The sequence below is a fragment of the Paenibacillus sp. FSL K6-2393 genome (genome assembly GCF_038002545.1).
Taxonomy (GTDB): domain Bacteria; phylum Bacillota; class Bacilli; order Paenibacillales; family Paenibacillaceae; genus Paenibacillus.
The window spans coordinates 100,278-125,442 of the sequence record NZ_JBBOCU010000002.1; the positions used below are offsets into that span (position 1 = coordinate 100,278).

Here is a 25,165-nt window from a genome sequence, read left to right on the forward strand (position 1 = left end):
TTAATGAAACTGGATCAAGCTTATTCAGGAAACGTATTTATTTGCAGCTCTGAGGATTATGAGAACTCCAAAGCGGTTATCTATGGCATGCCGATGGATTACACCGTCAGCTTCCGTCCGGGTTCCCGTTTCGGCCCATCTCATATCCGTCAGGCATCGGTTGGACTTGAAGAGTACAGCCCATATCTCGACAAAAGTATTGTAGACATGACATACTTTGACGCTGGAGACCTGCTCTTGCCTTTCGGTAACGCGGGACGCAGCCTTGAGGTAATCCATGAATACATCGGCAGTCTGCTCGCTGACGACAAATTCCCAGTTGGTCTCGGTGGAGAGCATCTGGTTACTTGGCCAGTCATCCAACAGGTGTACAAGAAATACCCGGATCTTATCCTGATTCATATTGATGCACACGCTGACCTTCGTGAAAACTATGAAGGCGAGCCATTGTCCCACTCCACACCAGTGCGTAAAGCAGCTGAGTTGATGGGTGGCCAAAACATCTATCAGTTCGGTATCCGTTCCGGTTCCCGTGAGGAGTTCCAGTACGGTCGCGAGAACATCAACTTCTATCCATTTGAAGTGGCGGCTCCGATGAAGGAAGCTCTTCCCAAGATGGGAAACCGTCCGGTGTATGTGACCATCGACATCGATGTGCTTGATCCGTCAGCAGCACCAGGAACAGGTACAGCAGAAGCGGGCGGCATTACGTCCAAGGAACTGCTGGAAGCCATTCATATGATTGCAGGATCTGATGTAAATGTAGTTGGTTGTGACTTGGTTGAAGTTGCACCAATCTATGATCCAACACAACAGACACAGATTGTAGCTGCGAAGCTGATCCGTGAAATGCTGCTTGGATTCGTGAAATAATCACAGAATAATCGATAAGTATAACGCTCTCTGTCTGCGCGGGTTCAACTTTGCGCAGGGGAGGGCGTTTTTTATTACTAACGTTTATCCCTGTGTCCTCAACTATTCCAGCTTAAGGAACGGACTGGATGATAGAGCCAAAATTATGCTGCCAAACAAATAACGAAGTTAAATTTAGTTGAGCTAAATTAACTTAATTTAACTTTTATGCAGAGCTGTGCTATACTGACTACATAAGTATTCAGTAGTATATTAATTGATATATTACATTCGTGAAGTATATGGTGATCGGGTTCGGTCATATACTAAAAAAGAGTCTTCACCGCGTCAACGGTAAAGACTCTTAGGACCCGAAAGGCTGTGGATTGCCACGGCGCGCATGAACTAAATAATGCTATTCAAGCGAAACCCACCGTCAGGCGTCCAACCTTATGAGGTGGGTTTTCGCTTGCTACGAAACTTTTTGCGCAACCAACGGTAAAGCTTTCGCCCACTCAGTACAATACTGAGGGTCGCAGCAATCCATCGGATTACATCAAGCAACGCCACAAGTTTGACCATCGACGTCACCCCCTTTCGGGAAGCTGCGCCGTGGTCTGGAAAACATCCACCGATATTCAAAAGTCCATAACATGAATTATAGCACGTATGTTCCCCTGTCTCTACCATTTATTTCATGTGTTTGTATGGACTCTCCTCTTACGCAGATATCGTGCCTTGGTATGACTCTATCTTAATATTTGTGTATAATATGGAAATAGAGGAAGGGAAAGGTGAATGTGAATGCGTGTGATTCGGACTCAATTGAGTATGTATCCCAGATGGCTAACTGCAGTTTTTATATTGTTTGTCATCAATTTTGTATTAGCAGTGACGATATTTCTCAACTTCACTTTGATGGTGGCTGATCTGGCCATGCTTTTTGCTGCATATAGTATTCGAGAATATAAATACAACAAAATATATTTTAGTTTATGCCTTTTCTTAAGTATCAGTTTTGTTATCCTTGCTGTTGTGACGTATCCCATTTAACTTAAAGTACACAATGTTTGGTGATGAACCACCCTTGCCTACATGATCCAATCATGGGTAAAGGTGGTTTTTATCTTGCGGAATTGTCATCGGGGTTAATCGGATTGTTACGTTAGAACCATCATATTTGGGTAAAACCATAGAAGGAGGTGTTACGATGACAGCCAAGAGTACAATGACATGGAAACGGATTGGTGCACTCGCATTATCGTTAACGCTGGCTTGGGGGATGGGTCCGGTACATACGCTATCAGGTGCTAACGCCGCATCCTCACAGGCATGTGGAAAGGGAGATCATGGACTATCTGCTACATTGAAAAAGGGCAGCGGTGTGGAAGAGCAACACCTGCAATTTACGGACATTGATTTTCTTAATGATACGACTGGACGAGCTGGGGGTGAAGGCTTCCTGATCGGCACCTCAAATGCAGGATGTACGTGGCAGCCCATATATACCGGGCAGTGGCAATTCACTCAGCTTGATTTTCCGAATAATGTGAACGGATATGCGCTGGCGCGAGTCAAGGATTCACCTGCTACCTATCTGATCCGTACCAAAGATGGGGGATCGCACTGGACGCGGCTTGATACGCCGGGCATTCAATTCAAGCGAATCGATTTTCGCAATAAAGATGTAGGTTATGGTTACACCTATAATGGTGCATATCAGACGAAGGATGGCGGGGTAACCTGGAGTAAAATGAATACACCTGCCAACACGCGTGCAGCTGCCTTTGCAACAGAGAAACAAGGGTATGCCGTCGTGGTTGTACCTGGATCGGGATACCATCTGAAGCAAACGAGTGATGGCGGCAAAAACTGGACCACCTCTCTTCGAGTTGTCTCAGACACATGGAGCGGAGCAGATCTGTATGCACATGGCCAGCAAGTATGGGCCCTTCTGTATGGTGATGCAGGCATGTCCCAACAATCCTACTCCCTCTATGCGAGCGGTAATCAAGGCAAGAACTGGACTCAAGTATTTGCGCAATCCACAGCAGGGGGAGGTCCTGCACCAGGTACAAATAGTACAGGCAAAGGAAACGGACCAGCCAACCCGGGTGGACATCCCGGCAACATGGCGTTGATTGGCAATCAGACGGCGTATCTGTCTGCAGGTTCACCCGCAGCTGGCAAAGTGGGTATTGGACGTTCTTATGATACAGGTTCCACGTGGAAAAATATTGACCTGAAAGATCCGGGGTACAGTTCCCGTATCTCGTTCCCATCGGCCAAGACGGGTTGGCTCGTAGTAACAAGTGATAACTCTCCTGCGATCTATCAGACTACAGATGGTGGAACGACGTGGACACAAAAAATGTTGTTGCCTTCAGAGCAGGATTAAATAGCCTGTTATTCTGAAATAACAATGGAGCAAATCCAAATTAGAAATGAATAAAAATCAATTTGGTATGCCTCTGCATGAATTTCTATAACAAACAAGCCTCTTCCTAATCAATTACACAGGAAGAGGCTTGTTTGTGTAGAAATAAAAACGGTTGAAACCTACTCTAAAACGAGTTATTGTAAGCGATAACAATACATTATATGGAGGTTGAAATCATGGTTGATGTTATTTTAAAGGCGGATTCAGATCAAGGATTAATAAATCGCAATATATATGGTCACTTTTCCGAACACTTGGGACGTTGTATTTATGAGGGGCTGTGGGTAGGGGAAGATTCACCTATTCCGAATACGGATGGGATTCGAAATGATGTATTAACGGCCTTGCAGAAGCTTAATATTCCAGTACTTCGCTGGCCAGGCGGTTGTTTTGCCGATGAATATCACTGGAAAGATGGTGTAGGTCCGAAGAGTGAGCGTGCTCGTATGATCAATACACACTGGGGCGGTGTGGAAGAAAACAATCACTTTGGTACACATGAATTCTTGAGATTATGTGAGTTACTCGGCACGGAGCCATATATAAGTGGCAACCTGGGTAGCGGTACAGTGCAGGAGATGCAGGAATGGGTGGAGTACATCACGTTTGACGGCGAATCCCCGATGGCGAACTGGCGTAAGAGTAACGGTAGGGAAGAACCGTGGAAACTGAAATATTTTGGCGTGGGAAATGAGAATTGGGGATGCGGCGGAAATATGCGTCCTGAATATTATGCGGATGAGTATCGCCGGTATGCTACATATGTACGTAACTATTCCGGGAACGAGATTTATAAAATTGCTTGTGGACCCAACGAAGGCAACTATGAATGGATGGAAGTCCTGATGCGGGAGGCTGCTCGCTTTATGGATGGAATCAGTCTTCATTATTACACTATCCCTACAGGAGAGTGGAATGATAAAGGCGCAGCTACAGGATTTGGTGAGGCTGAATGGTTCACCACCTTGAAAAAGACGCTCCATATGGATGAATTACTGGTGAAGCACTCCGAGATTATGGACAAATATGATCCAGAGGGCAGAGTCGGCATTATTGTGGATGAATGGGGTACGTGGTATAACGTTGAGCCGGGAACCAATCCAGGGTTCCTGTATCAACAAAATACGATGCGGGACGCTGTGCTTGCAGGTGTTAACCTGAATATTTTCAACCAACATAATAAACGGGTACACATGGCAAATCTTGCGCAGATCGTCAATGTACTTCAATCGCTTGTGCTCACGGAAGGGGATAAAATGCTCCTAACCCCTACGTATCATGTATTTAATATGTATCAGGTTCATATGGATGCGCAGCGACTGGATTTGAATTATGAAAGCCCTGGGTATACCTTCGGAGAAGAAACCATTCCTCAGCTCAGCTTGTCAGCCTCCCGCAACAAGGATGGGGTCATTCATGTGACAGCTTGTAATCTGAGTCATACCGATGAGTTGGAAGTTGTGTGTCAACTGGACGCAGCTCAAGCGGCTAAAGTAACCGGGCAGATTCTGCACCATACTGATTTTGGTGCATTCAATACCTTTGAACAGCCGGATCATGTTCAGCCTGTGGCGTGGGAAGGACTCACACTGGAGAATAACACCTTGCGTTTTGTTCTTCCTCCAGCATCGGTTGGGGTCATCGCTGTTGAGGGTTAATGATGAAAAGGCAGGAACCTTGCAAGGGCTGTAATGATCAGTACGATGTGAAGATTAGCGATACCAAAATGGCCAGACTTGTGGAGATTGCCTCGCGTTCGCGTCCGACGGTACAGGATGAGGAATATGAACGTCGGCTATCCATCTGCTCTGCTTGTCCGGGATTGCAATATGGTACAACTTGTCGGCATTGTGGTTGTCTCGTACAGGTGCGAGCGAAGCTGAGTGAGTCGACATGTCCTTTTCCTTATGAATCGCAATGGGCCTGATCGGATGAACGAATCTTATTATAATGAAGCAAAAGGGAGTTGCACTTTACAGGTGCGGCTCTTCTTTTTGGCTTGATGAGGAAAAAACTCTGAATTTGGATTTGAATTGAGCGAGGGAACTGGATATAGTTATACAGTAGAGTGTAGGATAGCGAGCTATCCGGGAATATGAGCGCGTATAGCGACACAACAATACGGGAAGGGCTGTTCTCACCAGCCGTGCCTGATTTTGCGTCGCCTCGAATATAATGGAGGTTAACATTCATGTCGAACATGCGACCGGTACACATCCGGCTGCACAGCCGTTATGAAGGTGAAGATGTGCTGCAGGAAATGCAGGGTGAAGCTGTGTTAAAAGGGTCCGTTCTTTATGTTCGTTATGAAGAACCGCAGGTTGGACCTGAGGGAGGTACAACCCGTACAACATTGAAGCTGGGCGGACAATCCATCAAGATTATACGTCATGGTGAGGTGGAATCGGAGCAGACTTTTGAGTTGAATCGGAAGCTTCCTGGTTTCTACCGATCACCATACATGTCGTTTGCCCTGTCCACGCATACACAGAAGCTGGAACTTTCCATTCAGGGATTGAGCGCACGCGCAGCGTGGAGCTACGACTTTTACCGCTTTGATGAAGAATCCGGACATTTCGCGATTAGTTTGCATATACAGGAGGAACCAATTTCATGACACGTAATCCACTAGATACGATTAACGAACGGGTAAGTACGGCCATCGGCAACGCCATTGTGACGGCCGGAATTGTTACGCAGGACGAATTGCCAGCCATCACATTGGAAGTGCCGCGTGAGAAGTCACACGGGGACTTGGCGACCAATGCTGCCATGCAGCTGACCAAGATTGCCAAGCGCAATCCGCGTCAGATTGCTGAAGAGATCATTGCCAATCTGAATCTGGCTGAAGCCGGAATCGAGAAGGCTGAGATTGCGGGCCCAGGATTCATTAACTTCAAATTGGACAAGAGTTACCTTTATCCAGTACTTGCGCTTGTGCAGGAGCAGGGTAAAGATTACGGAAGAATTAACATCGGAGAAGGACGCAAAGTCGAGATGGAGTTTGTCAGTGCCAACCCGACAGGCAGCCTGCATCTGGGCCATGCCCGTGGAGCAGCTGTAGGTGATGCACTATGTAACATCCTTGATTACGCAGGATATGATGTAACCCGTGAATACTACATTAATGATGCAGGTAATCAGGTGTTTAATCTGGCTCGTTCCATTGAAGCTCGTTATCTGCAAGAGCTGGGTCAGGATGCTGAGATGCCTGAAGACGGTTATCACGGTGAAGATATTAAAGGATTCGCCAAGCAGCTTGTTGCTGAAAAGGGTGACGAATTGCTGTCCATGCATCCGGGTGACCGTGCGGCTTATTTCCGTGACTTTGGCCTGGAGAAGGAACTGGACAAGATCAAACGTGACTTGAATCGCTTCCGTGTTAACTTTGACATCTGGTTCAGCGAAACTTCCCTGTATGACAACGGAGAAGTGCTACGAGTACTTGATGAATTGCGTGACCGCAATGAGATCTATGAGCAAGATGGAGCAACTTGGTTGAAAACGATGCAGTATGGTGACGACAAAGAACGTGTGTTGATCAAGAATGATGGCACGTATACTTACCTTACGCCAGATATTGCTTATCACCGCGACAAATATGCTCGTGGATACGACACGATGATCAACATCTGGGGTGCCGATCACCATGGATATATTCCACGGATGAAAGCCGCGATGCAAGCACTGGGTAATGATCCTGAGAAACTGGTGGTCTTGATTGCACAGATGGTGAGCTTGTTCCAGAACGGTGAAAAAGTGAAGATGTCCAAGCGTACAGGTAAAGCTGTAACGATGGAAGACCTGATGGATGAAGTCGGCATTGATGCCATCCGTTACTTCTTCACAATGCGCAGCATGGACTCCCATCTGGACTTTGACATGGACCTTGCTATTTCGACATCCAATGAGAATCCGGTATTCTACGTACAATACGCGCATGCACGTGTATGCAGCGTATACCGTCAGGCTGAAGAACAAGGTATTGAACTGCTGCCACTGGCACAGATTGACCTGTCCAAGCTGACAACAGAGCACGAGTATGACCTTCTCCGCAAAATGGGAGAGCTGCCTGAAGAAATCTCGGCAGCAGCAACAGGATATGCGCCACATCGTATCATCCGTTATGTATACGAGCTGGCATCCCTGTTCCACAGCTACTACCGTGCAGAACGTGTTATTACGGAAGACGCGCAGCAAACTCAAGCACGTCTGGCACTGATCGGTGCTGTGCGTACCGTTATCGCAACGGCACTTCGTCTGGTAGGCGTAACAGCTCCTGACAAAATGTAAATTCCAGGCTCGCGGCCTGTCGCCGCTCTGCCTAATGCAAAAAGTCTCCATGTCCACGTTGAGTATCTTCAACGTGGTACATGGAGACTTTTTTTGTTGTGTACCCGGAGCTGAAGAAAACGAAATGCCTGGTCCAAGGTACACCAGCCTGCCCTTACATCACAGCGGGCGTAACCTAGTGTCTCAGCCGCTACGTAATACTCCCTCATGCGTACTGCCTGGGTCGGGCTATTGCGTTTCGCCACGAGCCTCAATCATGTTCTGCTGTCCGCTTGCAGAGCTGGCTCACTCCCCGCCCTCCTGCATTAGCTTTAGGGCATCAATCTCACCACCGCGCACCTTGCTTTTTGCGGTGGTGGTCTTGCGGGCGCGCAGCGGGATCGTAGCACGTTTGACGAGTGTCTTGATTTCGCTGGGGGATAACCCCGGATGTTTTGAAAGCAGCAAGGCGATAGCACCACTCACATGGGACGTCGCCATGGATGTGCCGCTCATCTCGTGATGCTTGCCTTGTACCCAAGAGGAGACGATTTTATCACCGGGTGCATAGACATCCACATATGCGCCTCGATTGCTGAAGGACGCAATACGTCTGTTTTTGTCGGTTGCCCCAACGGATATGGTCTGCGGATACCTTGCCGGATAATCAATACTGCGGCGTTTGCCGTCATTTCCTGACGAAGCAACAATGACGATTCCGGCATGGTACGCACGGTTGACAACGTCAAGAAGCGCCTTGCTGCGTGTTTTCATGCCAAAGCTCATATTGATGATATCGACCTTGTTACGTACACACCAGTCGATGCCAAGTACAATGTCGGACACATAAGCCGATCCGTTGTGGTCAAATGCTTTCACCGGATAGATCAGGGAGCGTGGAGCAACACCAATCATGCCTGCGGTGCTGTTGGCTGCGGCGATGGTCCCTGCAATGTGGGTACCGTGTCCGTTATCATCATGAGGAAGCAGGCTACGGTTTAACAGATTGATTCCGCGTGCCAGGGAATAACGAAGATCAGGATGGTGATAATCAGCACCTGTATCAATCACACCGATTTTAATCCGGTGTCCGGTAGACACAGACCATACTTTGGGCGCCCGAATCTGCTTCACTCCCCAAGGTATGCCTTGAGCATTGCTCGGTTTGCTGTGGAGTGCGGTGGCATGAAGGGAGATAGGTACGTCTGCTTCAATCGTAATTTCATCCCCATAGCGGTATAGGTCCTCCGGGCGTTGGACTGGAGCGATAATGGAACGAGCCAGTCGCGAGGAACGGACAGCCCCAAGGTCGGTGAATTCATTCCGCATTCGAGACAATTCTACGAGACAGGCCTCGTACTGCTGCGGTTTGGCAAATCGGATCAAGTATCGCCCTCCCTGTTCTGGTTCAGGGCGTCGCATTCCGTCAATCAATTGATGCAATAAACCAGTATAGTCCATAATGGGCAGCCCCCTTCGGGATGAACATGCTGAGGTATTCTATGAATGCGCTCATCCCGCCGCATGGGGAACTTGCCCTTTTTTTACAAAAACACATTCTCTTCGTGTCAAAACGGGCGCAGGGACATATGATGGATGGAGAGCTAGAGGGCTCTTGCGGGGAACCTGGTGAGGAGTAATCCTCCAAGGGTATACAGTCAGAAGGCGGAGGGGACTCCGTCTTTTTTATTATGGAGTTGTCTCTTTGGCAAAAGAGGATATTCTTGTGGGTTCGATGCCATGTCACGTTGAATATATGGACATATTGTTGCTGCTCTCCGCATTTGCGTCGCATCCGTACATAAAAACTTGCTTTTTAACGCTAAATAGGTTTTACTTAGGTTTGTTAATGGATATGTTATACGTAACAGTCCAGTTCGTAGGGGTTAAAAAGTGAATTTTGTGTGAGAGGAAGTGTCTGCAGTGAGTACCTCGCTCAATTTGAAAATTGATAAAGAAAAGGTAAAAGAGATCCCTTTGGTGGACCTTGCCTTTATGGTGCTGAAAGCGGCTAATACGCCGTATTACTATCGTGACTTGATGAATGAGGTAGCGAAGCAGCGCGGAATGACTGATGAAGAAATCAACGAGTTTATCGCCCAGCTATATACCGAGATTAATATCGATGGCCGTTTTGCTTGCGTCGGTACAAGTCTGTGGGGCTTGAAGCGCTGGTATCCGGTAGCTGGAACAGAAGATTCCATGACGGGTGCGAAGCGTCCGCGTATCATCAACGATGAAGACGATGATCTGGAAGATGAAGACTTCGGTGAAGAAGAAGACAGCTATAACAGCGACGAAGACTTCGACAGCCCGGATAAAGACGAAGATGAAGACGAAGAAGATGAAGACGAAGACGACATCTTTGACGAAGAAGACAGCGAAGAAGAAGTGCTGGTTGAAGATGACGATCTGGAAGATGAAGACCTCGAAGAAGACGAAGAAGAGTCCGAAAACGAGGATGAATTTGACGACGATTCTGATAATCGGTAGTCATTTTTGACGTCTATAATTTACCCGTTTCCCCGGAATAGTCAGCCTTGACAGCAGACGGGGTAACGGGTAAACTATTGCATGGGCTTATGAATGAGCGACAATATATTTATGTTTTTTATAGAAGGTGCCCCGTCCTGCGGGAGTACTTTTTTTTGTATTTTTAGAGGCATAATTTTGCAAAATGATTTCTTTTCCGTATGCTCCCGGCCAACATTTCGTGGCCCGTTTTTGTATATCAAAAACACCAAATGGAATGAAGGCTACCGGAATATTTGCACCATTTTTTGCTGTAGAACAACGTGTATTTAAACCGTCTTCGCAGAAAGAGCAGTTCGCAGATGCAGGGAATTTCTGCCATTGCTCTTTTTAACGATGATTACCTGGGAAACAGGTTACGATAACACCATATATCGCCTGAATTTCTGTACTTATATTAGGAGGGTAATAACAGTGACAAAGTATATTTTCGTGACGGGCGGAGTTGTGTCCTCCCTGGGCAAAGGGATTACGGCTGCTTCTCTGGGCAGATTGCTGAAAAACAGAGGGCTTAAGGTAACGATCCAGAAATTTGATCCATATATTAACATCGACCCGGGAACAATGAGTCCTTATCAGCACGGCGAGGTTTTTGTAACGGATGATGGCGCGGAAACGGATCTGGACCTTGGCCACTATGAACGTTTTATTGATATCAATCTCTCCAAAAACAGCAACGTCACGACTGGTAAAGTATACTCTTCCGTCATCAGCAAAGAGCGGCGCGGGGAATATCTGGGCGGAACGGTACAAGTTATTCCACACATTACGAACGAGATCAAAGAGCGTGTATTCCGCGCTGGACGTGAAGCGGGTTCGGATGTGGTTATTACGGAAATTGGTGGAACAGTGGGCGACATTGAGAGTTTGCCTTTCCTGGAAGCTATCCGTCAGATCAAGAGTGATGTAGGTCGCGACAATGTGATGTACATCCACGTAACACTTATTCCTTATATCAAAGCAGCTGGTGAAGTGAAAACAAAACCAACGCAACATAGTGTTAAGGAATTACGCAGCATTGGTATTCAACCGAATGTGATTGTATGCCGTACGGAGTATGAATTGTCTAAAGACATGAAAGCCAAGATCGCTCTCTTCTGCGACATTGATGAGAATGCCGTGGTTGAATGTCGTGATGCAGACACCTTGTATCAGGTACCTCTGAACCTGCGTGAAGAAGGCTTGGATGAGATCGTGGTAAATCACCTGAAACTGACTACTCCTGCACCGGATATGAGCGAGTGGGAAGGGCTGGTTGACCGGATCAACAAGTTGGAGCATACAGTTGAGATCGCTATTGTTGGTAAATATGTAGCGTTGCATGATGCATACCTGAGTGTTGTTGAGTCGTTGTCTCATGCAGGATTTGCATCCAATGCTGATGTGAAAATCCGCTGGGTTCCTTCTGAAGATATTACGGATGAGAATGTAGGCGACCTGTTACATGGTATTGGCGGTATCCTTGTTCCTGGTGGATTCGGAGATCGTGGTATTGAAGGTAAAGTATCGGCAATCCGTTATGCTCGTGAGAAACAAATTCCGTTCTTCGGTATTTGCCTGGGCATGCAGGTTTCCGTTATTGAATATGCACGTTCCATCGTTGGTTTGAATGGTGCGAACAGCTCCGAGATTAATCCAGCTACCGAATTCCCTGTGATCGATCTGTTGCCTGAGCAAAAAGATATCGAGAATCTGGGTGGCACGATGCGTCTGGGTCTGTATCCTTGTAAGCTTCAGGAAGGTTCTTTGGCGATGGCTTGTTATGATGACGAGCTGGTGTATGAGAGACACCGTCACCGGTATGAGTTCAACAATGAATACCGTGAAACGATCGAAAAAGCAGGACTGGTTATCTCGGGTACATCCCCGGATGGACGTCTGGTTGAGATCGTGGAACTTCCAGGACACCCATGGTTCCTGGCGGTACAATTCCATCCGGAATTCACTTCCCGTCCGAACCGTCCGCAACCATTGTTCCGTGAGTTTGTAAAAGCTTCTCTGGAGAATGCGCAGAAGTAATACATGGTTTTAGTGTTAACGTAATAGATATTCGGGATGTTCCTGGCAACCATAGCGGATGCCAGAACATCCCTTTTTTTTGTGTAAAAAGCAGATGAAAATGCTTTTAGTCATTTTGTGAAGGTAGCAGGATTTTAATGGAAGAGGTAGAATACTTATCATGACGACTATGGGATAGTTATCCAGATTCGATGATGTGCATGCTTTCCTAATTCTAGGAGGTTACAGAGTGGAAGATAAAAAAGTTTTGATTGTTGATGACCAGAATGGTATTCGAATCCTGTTAATGGAAGTGTTCAGCAGTGAGGGGTATAACACGTTTCAAGCACCCAACGGCAAGGTTGCTCTGGAGATTGTGAATAATGACAAGCCTGACCTGGTATTGCTCGATATGAAGATTCCTGGGATGGACGGTCTGGAAATCCTGAAGCATATTAAAGAAATTGATCCGGGTATCAAAGTGATCATGATGACCGCTTATGGTGAACTGGACATGATTAAGGAAGCCACGGATCTCGGAGCGCTCATGCACTTTACGAAACCGTTTGATATCGACGAGATGCGAGTGGCTGTGAATATGCAACTTCGCAATGGTACCGCCAATAAATGCAGCTGAATCCTGTTGATACAGGATTTTTTTGCGTGTGGAGAACATAGAAGGTACTTGGTGGGAGAATGGGGTATTTCACTCCTTCATCCGGGGAATATTGGAAATGGGGAAGTTATAAAGCGGTGTCTATGAAAACTGTGCTGCAAAGCACAGCATTTTTGCAAATGCTTGTTTAGTATTTGACATGGGATGTGGTATAATAAGCCCGTATGTGATTTCGGCTAAAAACCATAGACACAACCCAAACCCCTAGGAGGATTGAAACCATGCCATTAGTATCTATGACAGACATGTTGAACAAAGCACTTGAAGGAAAATATGCAGTTGGTCAATACAACATCAATAACCTTGAGTGGACTCAAGCGATTCTTGGTGCTGCTGAAGAAGAGAAATCCCCAGTAATCCTGGGTGTATCCGAAGGCGCAGCACGTCACATTGGTGGCTTCTACACTGTAGTTAAAATGGTAGAAGGACTCATTCACGACATGAAAATCACCGTTCCAGTTGCAATTCACCTGGACCACGGTTCAAGCTTCGACAAGTGTAAAGAAGCGATCGATGCTGGATTCACATCCGTTATGATCGACGGTTCCCACCACTCTATCGATGAGAACATTGAAATGACTAAAAAAGTTGTTGAATATGCACACGCTAAAGGCGTTTCTGTAGAAGCTGAAGTAGGTACTGTAGGCGGACAAGAAGACGACGTTATCGGCGGCATCATGTACGCTGACCTGAACGAGTGTATCCGTATCGTTAAAGAAACAGGTATCGATACATTGGCACCAGCTCTTGGTTCCGTACACGGTCCTTACCATGGCGAGCCTAACCTGGGCTTCAAAGAAATGGAAGAAGTTCGTGACGCGGTACAAGTTCCACTCGTATTGCACGGTGGTACAGGTATTCCTAAACACGACATCGACAAAGCCATTTCCCTGGGTACGTCCAAAATCAACGTAAACACAGAGAACCAAATTGCTTTCTCAAAAGTGGTTCGTGAAGTGCTTGCAGCTAAACCAGATGCTTACGATCCACGTACATTCATCGTACCAGGCCGTGAAGCAATCAAAGAAACCGTTAAAGGTAAAATCCGCGAGTTTGGTTCTAACAACAAAGCGTAATTTAACTTTACCAGTTCCATACTGTGAAATGGAAAAACACCGCCTAGCCGGTGTCTTTCCATTTTCACACCTTATTTCTACATCGGAAGCCAACAGCACGTATTGCCGTTCATCGGCTGCAAAACACGTAGGGGGACATTAAGCTTTATGGAAAAATTGATGATTAGTGGCGGACGTCCGTTACAGGGAACTGTAACTATAAGCGGCGCCAAGAACAGCGCCATTGCGCTTATTCCTGCAGCATTGCTTGCCGAGTCAGAAGTCGTGTTGGACAACCTGCCGCTTTTGAGTGACGTGGCGGTTTATGCAGAAATTTTGGAGGAACTCGGAGCACGTGTGACTTGGGAAGGCAGTCAGATGAAGATTGACCCTTCTGACATCAAATCCATTCCTATGCCGAATGGTCCCGTGAAGAAGCTTCGCGCTTCGTATTATATGATGGGTGCATTGCTAGGGCGTTTCAAAGAAGCGACCATAGGTTTACCAGGGGGCTGTAATTTTGAGCCTCGTCCAATTGATCAACATATCAAAGGGTTTGAAGCGCTTGGCGCAACCGTAACAAACGAACATGGCTCCATTCATTTGCATGCCAAAGAGCTGCGCGGAGCAAAAATCTATCTTGATGTAAGCAGTGTCGGCGCAACCATTAATATCATGCTGGCGGCTACTCGTGCCAAAGGCTCTACAATTATCGAAAACGCGGCTAAAGAGCCTGAGATTATAGATGTAGCAACACTTCTGAATTCCATGGGTGCCAGCATCAAGGGTGCAGGTACCGAAACGATCCGTATTGAAGGAGTCTCGGAGCTTAAAGGCTGCCGTCATTCCATCATTCCGGACCGTATCCAAGCAGGTACGTATATGATCGCTGCAGCGGCGACGCGCGGAGATGTTCTGATTGACAATGTGATTCCCAAACATCTGGAGGCTTTAACGGCAAAGCTGCTGGAGATGGGGGTTGGCATTGAGGAGTTGGATGAAAGTATACGTGTCATTGGTAAACCAAGTTATAACCATGTGGACGTGAAGGCACTTGTATATCCTGGTTTCCCAACGGATCTACAGTCACCCATGACCAGTGTTTTAACACAGGCAACCGGTGTGAGTGTCCTGAGCGACTTTGTATACAGTAATCGATTCAAGCATGTGCCTGAGTTGGTGCGGATGGGTGCAAAGATTCGAGTAGAAGGACGGTCGGCGATTATTGAAGGCAGTGCATTAAACGCGGCCAAAGTAAAAGCATCCGATCTTCGCGCTGGAGCAGCGCTGGTGATTGCAGGTCTCACCGTCAGTGAAGGTGTGACTGAAGTGACGGGGGTCGAATATATTGACCGCGGTTATGATCATCTGGTGACTAATCTGCGTCTGCTCGGTGCCGATGTATGGCGGGAAACTGATTAATAGGAAGCATTATGCATGATTCAGTCATACACATGTTTATTTTAACTGAACTGCATATCTTTTTGATAATTAGGTAAACCTGTTTTAATAGAGTTCTCAGTCTCTCCGGCATAAGACGAAATGTTTCTGTTTCCTTTACCGGAGGGTCTTTTTTTGAATTAAACTTCATATGGCTGTAAGAACATCATTTCTCATCCCCAACCCCCGGTTTTGTTTGAACTGCGCTCCATAGCCGGTCTATCCGGATTGATCGCCTCAATGCATCGTTCACTCAATAGCGGATCTGGCCGAATGTTGGCCATCCCACCCGGAAACTTACACTCAAAGACAAGTATTTGCATTATAACGGTTACATTCCGTACAATGGACAGAAGGGATTGTGGCAGACGCCGCTCTCTATAGCCGGAACATCTAGCGAAACTATCCATTTCACACGGACTTATTAATTGAATAGGTGGTTATTATATGGATCTACAAATTTCCGATTTGGAAGAAATGAAACTAACGGACCTCTACAAACTGGCCAAAAAATATCAGATACCTTACTATGGTACGTTAAAAAAGAAAGAATTAATCTTTGCTATACTACGTGCACAAGCTGAACAAAGCGGCCTGATGTTCATGCAAGGCGTACTCGAGATTTTACCTGAAGGTTACGGATTTCTTCGGCCGATTAACTACTTGCCAAGTACGGAGGACATTTACATCTCAGCTTCTCAGATTCGCAAGTTTGACCTAAGAACAGGTGACCTCGTATCAGGTAAATGTAGAACGCCTAAGGAAAACGAGAGATACTTCGGTTTGTTGCAAGTCAACGCTGTAAATGGTGAGAATCCATCGGCGGCTGCAGAGCGACTTCACTTCCCGGCACTAACCCCACTGTATCCGCAGAAAAAACTGGTTCTCGAAACATCCCCCAACCATTTGTCCACACGAATTATGGATGTGCTCGCCCCGGTAGGATTGGGACAGCGCGGATTGATCGTAGCACCTCCCAAAGCGGGTAAAACGCTTCTCCTCAAAGAAATTGCCAACAGCATCTCAACTAACAATCCTGAAATTGAACTGTTTGTCCTGTTGATTGACGAACGTCCAGAGGAAGTAACGGATATGTCGCGTTCGGTAAAAGGGGAAGTTGTGGCTTCAACATTTGATGAACTGCCTGAGAATCATATCAAGGTGGCGGAATTGGTGCTTGAACGTGCGCTTCGTTTGGTTGAGGCTAAAAAGGATGTCGTTATCCTGCTGGATAGCATTACACGTCTTGCCCGTGCATATAACCTGGTTATTCCACCATCCGGTCGTACACTTAGTGGTGGTATTGATCCAGCTGCGTTCCATCGTCCGAAACGTTTCTTCGGTTCTGCCCGGAATGTGGAAGAAGGCGGAAGCTTGACCATCCTGGCAACGGCATTAATTGATACCGGATCACGTATGGATGACGTCATTTATGAAGAATTTAAGGGTACAGGTAATATGGAGCTTCATCTGGACCGTCGTCTGGCAGAGCGCCGCATATTCCCGGCAATCGACATTCGTCGTTCCGGTACACGTCGTGAAGAAGTGTTGCTCAGCAAGGAAGAGTTGGATACAATCTGGGCGATTCGTAAAAACATGAATGATTCCCATGACTTTGTTGAAGGATTCCTGAAAAAACTTCGTAACAGCAAGACAAATGCAGAGTTTTTGGCGGCATTTGATTCGGCTGGTAATAGCCCGACAAGCAATTCCGGGACAACAACAACCCGTCGCTCACCTAGACAGACAGCTACGTCAGGTACATCGACGTAAGTGTCGTTGGACTAATCAATTTCTTTTTGCAGCATTGCTGTAAATGTTACAATACACTCGTCGTTAGGTTTAACCCATTAGATGTGAGGAGAACATCATGTATTTAGTATACGCAGATGAAAAAGGTAATGTATTTGATCACCCTTCCCTGTACGGGCTTGCCCGCAGTGGAGATATGATCGTTGAGATTATGGAAGATGAACTTATCCCTTTGCCAGAGGGTGCAACGTTGGTAGGACTCCCGAGTACCCGGCCCATTGGTATGGACCCGGATACCGGTGAGATGCTGCCGATGCCAACGGACACACAGGCTGTAGGTGCGTTGCTTCCACAGGGATTCACTCGTTTGTGTCTCCCTGGTTATGTGAAGACGGATAAAGAGTATAAGTTGCCGTTGTTCGGTTATTCCGCAGTAGTTTGGAAAGATGGCGGTTTCTATGTCACCGCTTCGAAGTCGGATAGTCCTGAAAAATGGAATCCGCTCAACTGTGATCGTGACGATGTACGTTCAGGGGTTAAACGATTGACAGAGCAATACCCCGAGAACCGTCTCTACACCCATCTATCCAACTGTGCGCTTGGATATGAATGTCTAACTTCATCGAACACGTTCCTGAATCGTTGGGAAGGTGGAGTGCCGGTATCCTATTCTTGCAATGCAGGCTGTTTCGGGTGTATCTCCGAGCAACCGGATGATAGCGGCTTTGTTTCCCCGCAGACACGTATGAACTTCCGACCACGTGTGGATGAGATTGTAGAAGTTATGCTGGAACACCTGAAGACGCCGGAGTCCATCATTAGCTTTGGACAAGGTTGTGAAGGGGAGCCTTCCACACAGGCCAAGCTGATCATAGAAGCGATTCGCGAAGTTCGTTCCGTAACGGACATGGGGTATATCAACATTAATACCAATGCCGGTCTGAACGATCACATTAGAGGTATTGTAGATGCTGGATTGGATCTGATGCGCGTAAGTACAATTAGTGCACTGGATGACCACTATAACGCCTACTATAAACCGCGTGGTTATACCTTAGCCAATGTTGAGAAATCGATGAAATACGCAGCGCAGCAGGGTGTATACACCTCCATTAACTATCTGATCTTCCCAGGTGTAACAGATCGTGAAGAAGAGATTGAGGCGATGATTGAGTTTGCAAGAAGAACCGATCTGCGCTTGATTCAGATGCGTAATCTCAATATTGATCCGGAGAGTTATCTGGAATTAATCCCTCCAGCTCAAGGTGATATCTTGGGCATGAAGCAGATGATTGAGATTTTTGAAGACGAGTTGCCTGATGTTGTGATCGGATCGTATACCCATGTTCCACCTGCTGGAATGGCACGTCCAAAACGGTTGATTACCTCATAACAATAATGGATTGCAACAGGCACAAGGCCGTGTTATAATCTCAGAGTTGTGCCATTTACTCTGGGTCCGCTTGAGGCTCAGGGCGGAAAGAGGTGAAAGGTAATGAAAGAAGCAATTCATCCTAATTACACGATTGGTCAAGTATCTTGCGCTTGCGGGAATACTTTTGAGACAGGTTCGGTTAAAGACGGACTTCGTGTAGAGATTTGCTCCGCGTGCCACCCGTTCTTCACAGGTAAACAGAAGTTTATCGATGCTGGCGGCCGTGTTGATCGTTTCAAAAAGAAATACGGAATCTAATTGGACAATTCTTGGAGTTGTCTGCTAATTGCATCCAACACACCCCTGCTGATCTGGCAGGGGTTTTTATATGTTATTTTTATATGTTATATGTAAGCATAATCGCATTCACGTTCCTCTGGTTGCAATTTGGATAACCTTACGTTATACTATTTCTTACCGTGCTAGATGGGGAGGTAGCGGTGCCCTGTAACTCGCAATCCGCTATAGCGAGGTTGAATTCCTGCTAGAGGTTTTGCCGATGTGAGGTTTGGTCCCTAAACGTGGTGTTGACGGTTGGGTCCTCCGCAATGAGTACTCATGAACCTGGTCAGGTCCGGAAGGAAGCAGCCATAAGTGAGATCACTCTTGTGCCGGAGGGTTGCCTAGCCCGAGCTATTGTTCAGGGGTGCCACTTGGATCGCAAATATCGATAGCAGGTGCACGGCTTACCATTTAAATGTAGAGACCTTTGCAGTTGTATGTATGCAGAGGTCTTTTTGATATGTCTTAATAAACCACGCATGAATGAGTCAGATAAAGTTTGGATTCACCCTAGAATATAGTATAATAGGGGAACGACAAAGGACTCGAATGCGAAGTGGAAGGAAGGTAACGCATCATGGAGCATATCGCGTTATACCGGGCTTGGCGTCCCCAGTCGTTTCAAGATATGGTGGGGCAACAGCATATTATTCAGACCTTGCAGAACGCGATTCGTGAACAGCGGACTTCCCATGCCTACTTATTTAGCGGGCCCAGAGGAACGGGAAAGACAAGTGCCGCCAAGATTTTGGCCAAAGCTGTGAACTGCGAACGTGGGCCTGCGCCTGAACCTTGTAACGAGTGTGAAGCTTGCCGCAGAATTACGACTGGCGCTGTGATGGATGTGCAGGAGATTGATGCTGCATCCAATCGGGGCGTTGAAGAAATTCGTGATCTTCGGGAAAAGGTTAAATATGCACCAACCGAAGTCCGGCAGAAAGTCTATATTATTGATGAAGTGCACATGCTGACAACGGAGGCATTCAATGCTTTGCTCAAAACATTGGAAGAGCCACCGCCACATGTGATGTTTATTTTGGCAACAACGGAACCACACCGCCTTCCGGCTACCATTATATCGCGCTGTCAGCGATTTGATTTTCGCCGGGTATCCCTGGAAGAGCAGACAGCAAGACTTACACTGATCTGTGAACAGGAAGGCATGGAAGCTGACCAGGATGCGCTCCAATACATTGCCCGTTTATCGGACGGTGGAATGAGGGATGCACTTAGTGTGCTGGATCAGATCTCTTCATTTACGGATGGACGAGTAACGTACCAGCAGGTTCTGGACATGACGGGTGGAATTGCTTCAGAGCAATTTGCCAAACTCGCTGCTTCGCTGCTTAAGGGTGATGTTGGTCATATTTTGCAGATGATTGAAGGTTTCATGCATGAAGGAAAGAGTGCAGACAAGTGCATGGAGAATTTACTGTATTATTTCCGTGATTTGCTTATGATTAAGATGGTACCTGATGCAGATAAACTGACGGACCGGGTACTTAATCCGGAGTCTTTCCGTGATATGGCGGAGTCATTCACCAGGGAACAACTGTTCCACATGATTGACACCCTTAATCGGTACCAGAGTGAAATGAAATATGCAGTACAACCACAGACATTATTCGAAGTTGCATTGCTTAAACTGTGTAGTATTCCAGCTCAAGGCGAGGCTTCTGTTCAGGTGGGAGCTTCAGCTCATGCAGCACCTGCCGATGGGGGAGAGATCAACCGCTTGAAGCAGCAGCTTGCTGAGTTGGAGAAGAAGTTGGATCGTGCACTGAAAAGTGGTTTGTCTGGTGGAGAAGGTGCATCGAGTGCTCCATCTCGTCCGGCAACAAGGGCCCCTGTATCGAGAGGCAACTCGCCTGCGAAGCTTCCTGCACAGTTGGATCAGTATGTTGCGCGCAAGGGAGCCCCTGAGTTCGCAGAGATCAGCAAAAAATGGAGTCAGATCCTGCAACGAGTTAAGGAAGAGCGGGTTACCGTTCACGCCTGGTTTGTGGATGGTGAGCCGGTATCATTGCTTGAGGACAATGTGTTGGTTGCTTTTAAAAACAACATTCACCGTGAAACAACGGAAAAACAGGCCAACCGTGAAGTCATTGAGCGGGTGTTGTCCGAACAGCTTGGGCGTCCTGCACGATTGGTGACGATGATGCTCAAAGATTGGACCGGAGCAATGGAGGGAGCTTCTGAAGCGCCAAAGGAGGACTTTAAGCTTGAACCTGAGCATGAAGACGGCGGTTCAGGCAACAAACAGCCTTGGATTGATGAAGCCATCCAGCTCTTTGGTGAGGACCTTGTAGTGATCAAAGAATAATGCGCATAGCGCGATAACCATAACAAAGGAGATGAACAATTATGAACAACATGAACCAAATGATGAAACAAGTGAAGAAAATGCAGGAGCAAATGCTGAAAGCACAAGAGGAACTGGCGGACAAAACAGTCCAAGGTACTTCTGGTGGCGGTGTAGTGACGGCTGAAGTTAACGGACACAAGAAATTGCTTGCTATCACGATCAAACCTGAAGCGGTAGATCCGGAAGATGTTGAAATGTTGCAGGATCTCGTTATGACAGCTGTTAATGATGCAATGGCCAAAGCCGATGAGATTGCCAACAAGGATATGGGCAAGTTCACAGGCGGCATGAATATTCCGGGATTATTTTAATTAAAAATTGATCCTGTCAAAGGAGACACAATCGATTGTATTATCCCGAACCAATAGCCAAGCTGATTGATGCCTTCACCCGGTTGCCGGGTGTGGGTCCCAAGACGGCAGCGCGTTTAGCTTTTCATGTGCTTAACATGAAGGAAGATGACGTTATCGATTTTGCCAAAGCGCTCGTAAGTGTGAAGCGTAATCTTCATTACTGTTCTGTATGTTGTAATATCACTGATACGGACCCGTGTCGCATCTGTCAGGATAAGTCAAGGGATGTCTCTGTAATCTGTGTAGTTCAGGATTCGAAAGATCTGGTGGCCATGGAGCGCACCAAGGAATTTGATGGATACTATCATGTGTTACAGGGCGCGATTTCACCTATGGAGGGAATTGGCCCAGACGATATTCGGTTGAAGGAACTCCTGGTTCGACTAAGTGATGAACGTATAAAAGAGATCATCTTAGCGACAAACCCCAATATTGAGGGTGAGGCTACAGCGATGTACATCTCCCGGTTGGTGCGTCCGTTTGAGATCAGTGTGACCCGGATTGCGCATGGATTGCCTGTAGGTGGCGATCTTGAGTATGCGGATGAAGTGACCCTTTCCAAAGCATTGGAAGGGCGCAGGGAGATGCGTTAGTGTGATCAATTTGTATTACGCAGTGCACTTCCTTGGAAACTTCGGATGCTAAATAAGTTTCGATGTGTAAAGAGAGCCTTAGGGCTCTCTTTTTTTGTGAAGAAAATGAATGCCCAAGTTCTAAGTTTGTCCTTTCCCTGATAAGTATGAGAATAGCTGTGTTGATCAGGAGGGGGAGAGTTTATGTTTTTGTGGCGAAATACACGGAACTCGGTAGAGAAACACAACAGAATGTTGAAGGAACTTGAGGCGGATCAGATCTATGCAGATATTCAGTTGGCTAAGCAGGAATGGGAAAGGGCTATGAGACAGTTTGAAGATGCACAAGGACAGGATGAGATTGATTATGCCATTTATGTATTGGAGGCAGCTGAGCGGAAGTACCAGATCCACTTGAGAAGAGCAAAGCGAGCCAGAGCGAATGATGATGTTACATCAGAGCGAGGAATTAGTATGTAGTCGCGTTTACATTAAATACGGAGGTGTAACATATGAAGAGTATCATACTGGGAAGTGTATTGGTTATATCATTACTGGGGCTTATCGTTGTTTTATTCAGAAAGCGGATAGGCTTATCGTTTTTTACGTCATTCGGAATTCATCTGGTGCTGGCTGCAGTAGGGATATATATAGTGAATTATTCCGGCTGGATTACAGGAACCTACATCCCGCTGAACCCTGCAACGATAGGGACTGTAACAGTTTTGGGATTGCCAGGTGTGGGGTTATTATTAGGGTTGAAAATTTCTTTGTTCGGATAGTTGACTCGCAGGATATTTATATGGTACATTATATCTCGTTGCTTTGCTTGCTTGGTTGGATGCTTTAGATGAAATGAAGGAGTTCATTACGAACTTCGAAAAAGAATTTCAAAAAAACACTTGACCAAAACAAACGAAGTATGATATATTATAAAAGTCGCCGCTGAGAGAAAATGGTGACGAAAAAACGAGTTTGATCTTTGAAAACTGAACAACGAGTGAGTAAACATTCTGTTTGCAGAATGAACGCGAAAGTTGGAAACAAGCCTTGGCTTGGATCGGCTGGAGCACAAATGAGATTTTTAATCTCGTCAGATTCAAAATGAGCTTATCGCTCTTTTCAATACTTTATTGGAGAGTTTGATCCTGGCTCAGGACGAACGCTGGCGGCATGCCTAATACATGCAAGTCGAGCGGACTTGAAGAGAAGCTTGCTTCTCTGATAGTTAGCGGCGGACGGGTGAGTAACACGTAGGCAACCTGCCCTCAAGTTTGGGACAACTACCGGAAACGGTAGCTAATACCGAATAGTTGTTTTCTTCGCCTGAAGGAAACTGGAAAGACGGAGCAATCTGTCACTTGGGGATGGGCCTGCGGCGCATTAGCTAGTTGGTGGGGTAACGGCTCACCAAGGCGACGATGCGTAGCCGACCTGAGAGGGTGATCGGCCACACTGGGACTGAGACACGGCCCAGACTCCTACGGGAGGCAGCAGTAGGGAATCTTCCGCAATGGGCGAAAGCCTGACGGAGCAATGCCGCGTGAGTGATGAAGGTTTTCGGATCGTAAAGCTCTGTTGCCAGGGAAGAACGCTTGGGAGAGTAACTGCTCTCAAGGTGACGGTACCTGAGAAGAAAGCCCCGGCTAACTACGTGCCAGCAGCCGCGGTAATACGTAGGGGGCAAGCGTTGTCCGGAATTATTGGGCGTAAAGCGCGCGCAGGCGGTCATTTAAGTCTGGTGTTTAATCCCGGGGCTCAACCCCGGATCGCACTGGAAACTGGGTGACTTGAGTGCAGAAGAGGAGAGTGGAATTCCACGTGTAGCGGTGAAATGCGTAGATATGTGGAGGAACACCAGTGGCGAAGGCGACTCTCTGGGCTGTAACTGACGCTGAGGCGCGAAAGCGTGGGGAGCAAACAGGATTAGATACCCTGGTAGTCCACGCCGTAAACGATGAGTGCTAGGTGTTAGGGGTTTCGATACCCTTGGTGCCGAAGTTAACACATTAAGCACTCCGCCTGGGGAGTACGGTCGCAAGACTGAAACTCAAAGGAATTGACGGGGACCCGCACAAGCAGTGGAGTATGTGGTTTAATTCGAAGCAACGCGAAGAACCTTACCAGGTCTTGACATCTGAATGACCGGTGCAGAGATGTACCTTTTCTTCGGAACATTCAAGACAGGTGGTGCATGGTTGTCGTCAGCTCGTGTCGTGAGATGTTGGGTTAAGTCCCGCAACGAGCGCAACCCTTATATTTAGTTGCCAGCACTTCGGGTGGGCACTCTAGATAGACTGCCGGTGACAAACCGGAGGAAGGTGGGGATGACGTCAAATCATCATGCCCCTTATGACCTGGGCTACACACGTACTACAATGGCCGGTACAACGGGCTGCGAAATCGCGAGATGGAGCCAATCCCAACAAAGCCGGTCTCAGTTCGGATTGCAGGCTGCAACTCGCCTGCATGAAGTCGGAATTGCTAGTAATCGCGGATCAGCATGCCGCGGTGAATACGTTCCCGGGTCTTGTACACACCGCCCGTCACACCACGAGAGTTTATAACACCCGAAGTCGGTGGGGTAACCGCAAGGAGCCAGCCGCCGAAGGTGGGATAGATGATTGGGGTGAAGTCGTAACAAGGTAGCCGTATCGGAAGGTGCGGCTGGATCACCTCCTTTCTATGGAGAATCGTTTCCTGCAACGGAAACATTCAAATACAAAATCTAGCCAGGTCGGCTAGTTACTCACTCGTTGCTCAGTTTTGAGAGCTCAAACTCTCAAACGTTTGGTGGCGATAGCGAAGGGGTTCCACACGTTCCCATCCCGAACACGACCGTTAAGCCCTTCAGCGTCAATGGTACTTGGACCGCAGGGTCCTGGGAGAGTAGAACGCCGCCAAGCGTAACCCATTTTGGGTTCAAATAGTATATATAATGTGGGCCCTTAGCTCAGTTGGTTAGAGCGCACCTCTGATAAGGGTGAGGCCGGTGGTTCGAGTCCACCAGGGCCCACCATCTATACCTTTAAATTTTATATGGGGCCATAGCTCAGCTGGGAGAGCGCCTGCCTTGCAAGCAGGAGGTCAGCGGTTCGATCCCGCTTGGCTCCACCAAAAATGTTTTACAAGTTTGTTCTT

Annotated in this window: 21 protein-coding genes, 2 tRNA genes, 2 rRNA genes and 1 other RNA gene; 24 read left to right on the forward strand and 2 right to left on the reverse strand. The window is 47.1% G+C overall.

Going from position 1 to position 25,165, the window contains the following annotated elements; genetic code table 11:
- Window positions 1-3 precede the first annotated feature (3 nt).
- A complete protein-coding gene (speB, locus tag MHI14_RS27565; RefSeq protein ID WP_341131787.1) occupies window positions 4-873 on the forward strand; it encodes an agmatinase in 870 nt (289 codons plus the stop codon).
- Window positions 874-1,302: 429 nt separating this feature from the next.
- Here speB and MHI14_RS27570 read toward each other — a convergent pair whose 3' ends face one another.
- Window positions 1,303-1,434: a hypothetical protein gene (locus tag MHI14_RS27570; protein WP_256332466.1), complete on the reverse strand. Its 132-nt coding sequence runs from the start codon at window positions 1,432-1,434 to the stop codon at window positions 1,303-1,305.
- Between the two features lie 628 nt (window positions 1,435-2,062).
- On the opposite strand from MHI14_RS27570, the gene MHI14_RS27575 reads away from it, so the two are divergent.
- The 5 genes from MHI14_RS27575 (at window position 2,063) to argS (ending at window position 7,585) form a co-directional block, all read left to right on the forward strand.
- Window positions 2,063-3,250: a WD40/YVTN/BNR-like repeat-containing protein gene (locus MHI14_RS27575; protein ID WP_341131788.1), complete on the forward strand. Its 1,188-nt coding sequence runs from the start codon at window positions 2,063-2,065 to the stop codon at window positions 3,248-3,250.
- A gap of 218 nt (window positions 3,251-3,468) precedes the next feature.
- Window positions 3,469-4,950 (forward strand): alpha-N-arabinofuranosidase, encoded by a 1,482-nt coding sequence (locus MHI14_RS27580; RefSeq protein WP_341131789.1) that lies wholly within the window; start codon window positions 3,469-3,471, stop codon window positions 4,948-4,950.
- A 2-nt stretch (window positions 4,951-4,952) separates the two neighbouring features.
- Window positions 4,953-5,219: a DUF6171 family protein gene (locus MHI14_RS27585; RefSeq protein WP_091039201.1), complete on the forward strand. Its 267-nt coding sequence runs from the start codon at window positions 4,953-4,955 to the stop codon at window positions 5,217-5,219.
- A gap of 264 nt (window positions 5,220-5,483) precedes the next feature.
- Window positions 5,484-5,909, forward strand: coding sequence for a DUF1934 domain-containing protein (locus MHI14_RS27590; RefSeq protein WP_017691299.1), 426 nt, complete (start codon window positions 5,484-5,486; stop codon window positions 5,907-5,909).
- Window positions 5,906-7,585, forward strand: coding sequence for an arginine--tRNA ligase (gene argS, locus MHI14_RS27595; RefSeq protein ID WP_091039200.1), 1,680 nt, complete (start codon window positions 5,906-5,908; stop codon window positions 7,583-7,585). The genes MHI14_RS27590 and argS overlap by 4 nt, the downstream gene beginning before the upstream one ends.
- 285 nt (window positions 7,586-7,870) lie before the next feature.
- On the opposite strand, the gene MHI14_RS27600 is transcribed toward argS, so the two are convergent.
- Complete coding sequence (locus MHI14_RS27600; protein WP_017691297.1) at window positions 7,871-9,025, reverse strand: S8 family peptidase; 1,155 nt, start codon at window positions 9,023-9,025, stop codon at window positions 7,871-7,873.
- 462 nt (window positions 9,026-9,487) lie between these two features.
- On the opposite strand from MHI14_RS27600, the gene rpoE reads away from it, so the two are divergent.
- From rpoE to MHI14_RS27690, 18 genes are all read left to right on the forward strand, one after another.
- The gene (gene rpoE, locus MHI14_RS27605) at window positions 9,488-10,057 is read left to right on the forward strand and encodes a DNA-directed RNA polymerase subunit delta (protein ID WP_091039194.1); all 570 of its coding nucleotides are present in this window, start codon (window positions 9,488-9,490) and stop codon (window positions 10,055-10,057) included.
- A 453-nt stretch (window positions 10,058-10,510) separates the two neighbouring features.
- Window positions 10,511-12,115, forward strand: a complete 1,605-nt coding sequence (locus tag MHI14_RS27610) for a CTP synthase (protein ID WP_076217010.1) — start codon at window positions 10,511-10,513, stop codon at window positions 12,113-12,115.
- A 229-nt stretch (window positions 12,116-12,344) separates the two neighbouring features.
- Entirely contained in the window at window positions 12,345-12,731 is a 387-nt protein-coding gene (locus MHI14_RS27615; RefSeq protein ID WP_017691292.1) for a response regulator, read from the forward strand.
- A 260-nt stretch (window positions 12,732-12,991) separates the two neighbouring features.
- Window positions 12,992-13,846, forward strand: coding sequence for a class II fructose-1,6-bisphosphate aldolase (fba, locus tag MHI14_RS27620; protein WP_249913828.1), 855 nt, complete (start codon window positions 12,992-12,994; stop codon window positions 13,844-13,846).
- 147 nt (window positions 13,847-13,993) lie between these two features.
- Window positions 13,994-15,247 (forward strand): UDP-N-acetylglucosamine 1-carboxyvinyltransferase, encoded by a 1,254-nt coding sequence (locus tag MHI14_RS27625; RefSeq protein ID WP_017691290.1) that lies wholly within the window; start codon window positions 13,994-13,996, stop codon window positions 15,245-15,247.
- Window positions 15,248-15,712: 465 nt separating this feature from the next.
- Complete coding sequence (gene rho, locus MHI14_RS27630; protein ID WP_036607258.1) at window positions 15,713-17,038, forward strand: transcription termination factor Rho; 1,326 nt, start codon at window positions 15,713-15,715, stop codon at window positions 17,036-17,038.
- A 97-nt stretch (window positions 17,039-17,135) separates the two neighbouring features.
- Window positions 17,136-18,410: a radical SAM protein gene (locus MHI14_RS27635; RefSeq protein ID WP_074092949.1), complete on the forward strand. Its 1,275-nt coding sequence runs from the start codon at window positions 17,136-17,138 to the stop codon at window positions 18,408-18,410.
- 102 nt (window positions 18,411-18,512) lie between these two features.
- On the forward strand, window positions 18,513-18,710 hold the full coding sequence (gene rpmE / locus MHI14_RS27640) for a 50S ribosomal protein L31 (protein ID WP_036607255.1): 198 nt from the start codon (window positions 18,513-18,515) through the stop codon (window positions 18,708-18,710).
- A gap of 159 nt (window positions 18,711-18,869) precedes the next feature.
- Window positions 18,870-19,137, forward strand: an RNA gene (gene ffs / locus MHI14_RS27645) — signal recognition particle sRNA large type.
- A 174-nt stretch (window positions 19,138-19,311) separates the two neighbouring features.
- Window positions 19,312-21,057, forward strand: a complete 1,746-nt coding sequence (gene dnaX, locus MHI14_RS27650) for a DNA polymerase III subunit gamma/tau (protein ID WP_341131790.1) — start codon at window positions 19,312-19,314, stop codon at window positions 21,055-21,057.
- A 41-nt stretch (window positions 21,058-21,098) separates the two neighbouring features.
- Entirely contained in the window at window positions 21,099-21,410 is a 312-nt protein-coding gene (locus MHI14_RS27655) for a YbaB/EbfC family nucleoid-associated protein (RefSeq protein WP_036607248.1), read from the forward strand.
- Window positions 21,411-21,445: 35 nt separating this feature from the next.
- Window positions 21,446-22,045 (forward strand): recombination mediator RecR, encoded by a 600-nt coding sequence (recR, locus tag MHI14_RS27660; protein WP_036607246.1) that lies wholly within the window; start codon window positions 21,446-21,448, stop codon window positions 22,043-22,045.
- Between the two features lie 231 nt (window positions 22,046-22,276).
- Window positions 22,277-22,504 carry a DUF2508 family protein gene (locus MHI14_RS27665; protein ID WP_445670386.1) on the forward strand — a complete coding sequence of 76 codons (228 nt, stop codon included), beginning with the start codon at window positions 22,277-22,279 and terminating at the stop codon, window positions 22,502-22,504.
- A gap of 32 nt (window positions 22,505-22,536) precedes the next feature.
- Window positions 22,537-22,806, forward strand: a complete 270-nt coding sequence (locus MHI14_RS27670) for a pro-sigmaK processing inhibitor BofA family protein (protein WP_074092952.1) — start codon at window positions 22,537-22,539, stop codon at window positions 22,804-22,806.
- 348 nt (window positions 22,807-23,154) lie between these two features.
- Window positions 23,155-24,707: ribosomal RNA gene (locus MHI14_RS27675) — 16S ribosomal RNA — on the forward strand.
- Window positions 24,708-24,813: 106 nt separating this feature from the next.
- Window positions 24,814-24,930 (forward strand): 5S ribosomal RNA (gene rrf / locus MHI14_RS27680).
- Window positions 24,931-24,966: 36 nt separating this feature from the next.
- Window positions 24,967-25,043, forward strand: a tRNA-Ile gene (locus tag MHI14_RS27685).
- Between the two features lie 22 nt (window positions 25,044-25,065).
- Window positions 25,066-25,141: transfer RNA gene (locus tag MHI14_RS27690), tRNA-Ala, on the forward strand.
- The last annotated feature ends 24 nt before the right edge of the window (window positions 25,142-25,165 follow it).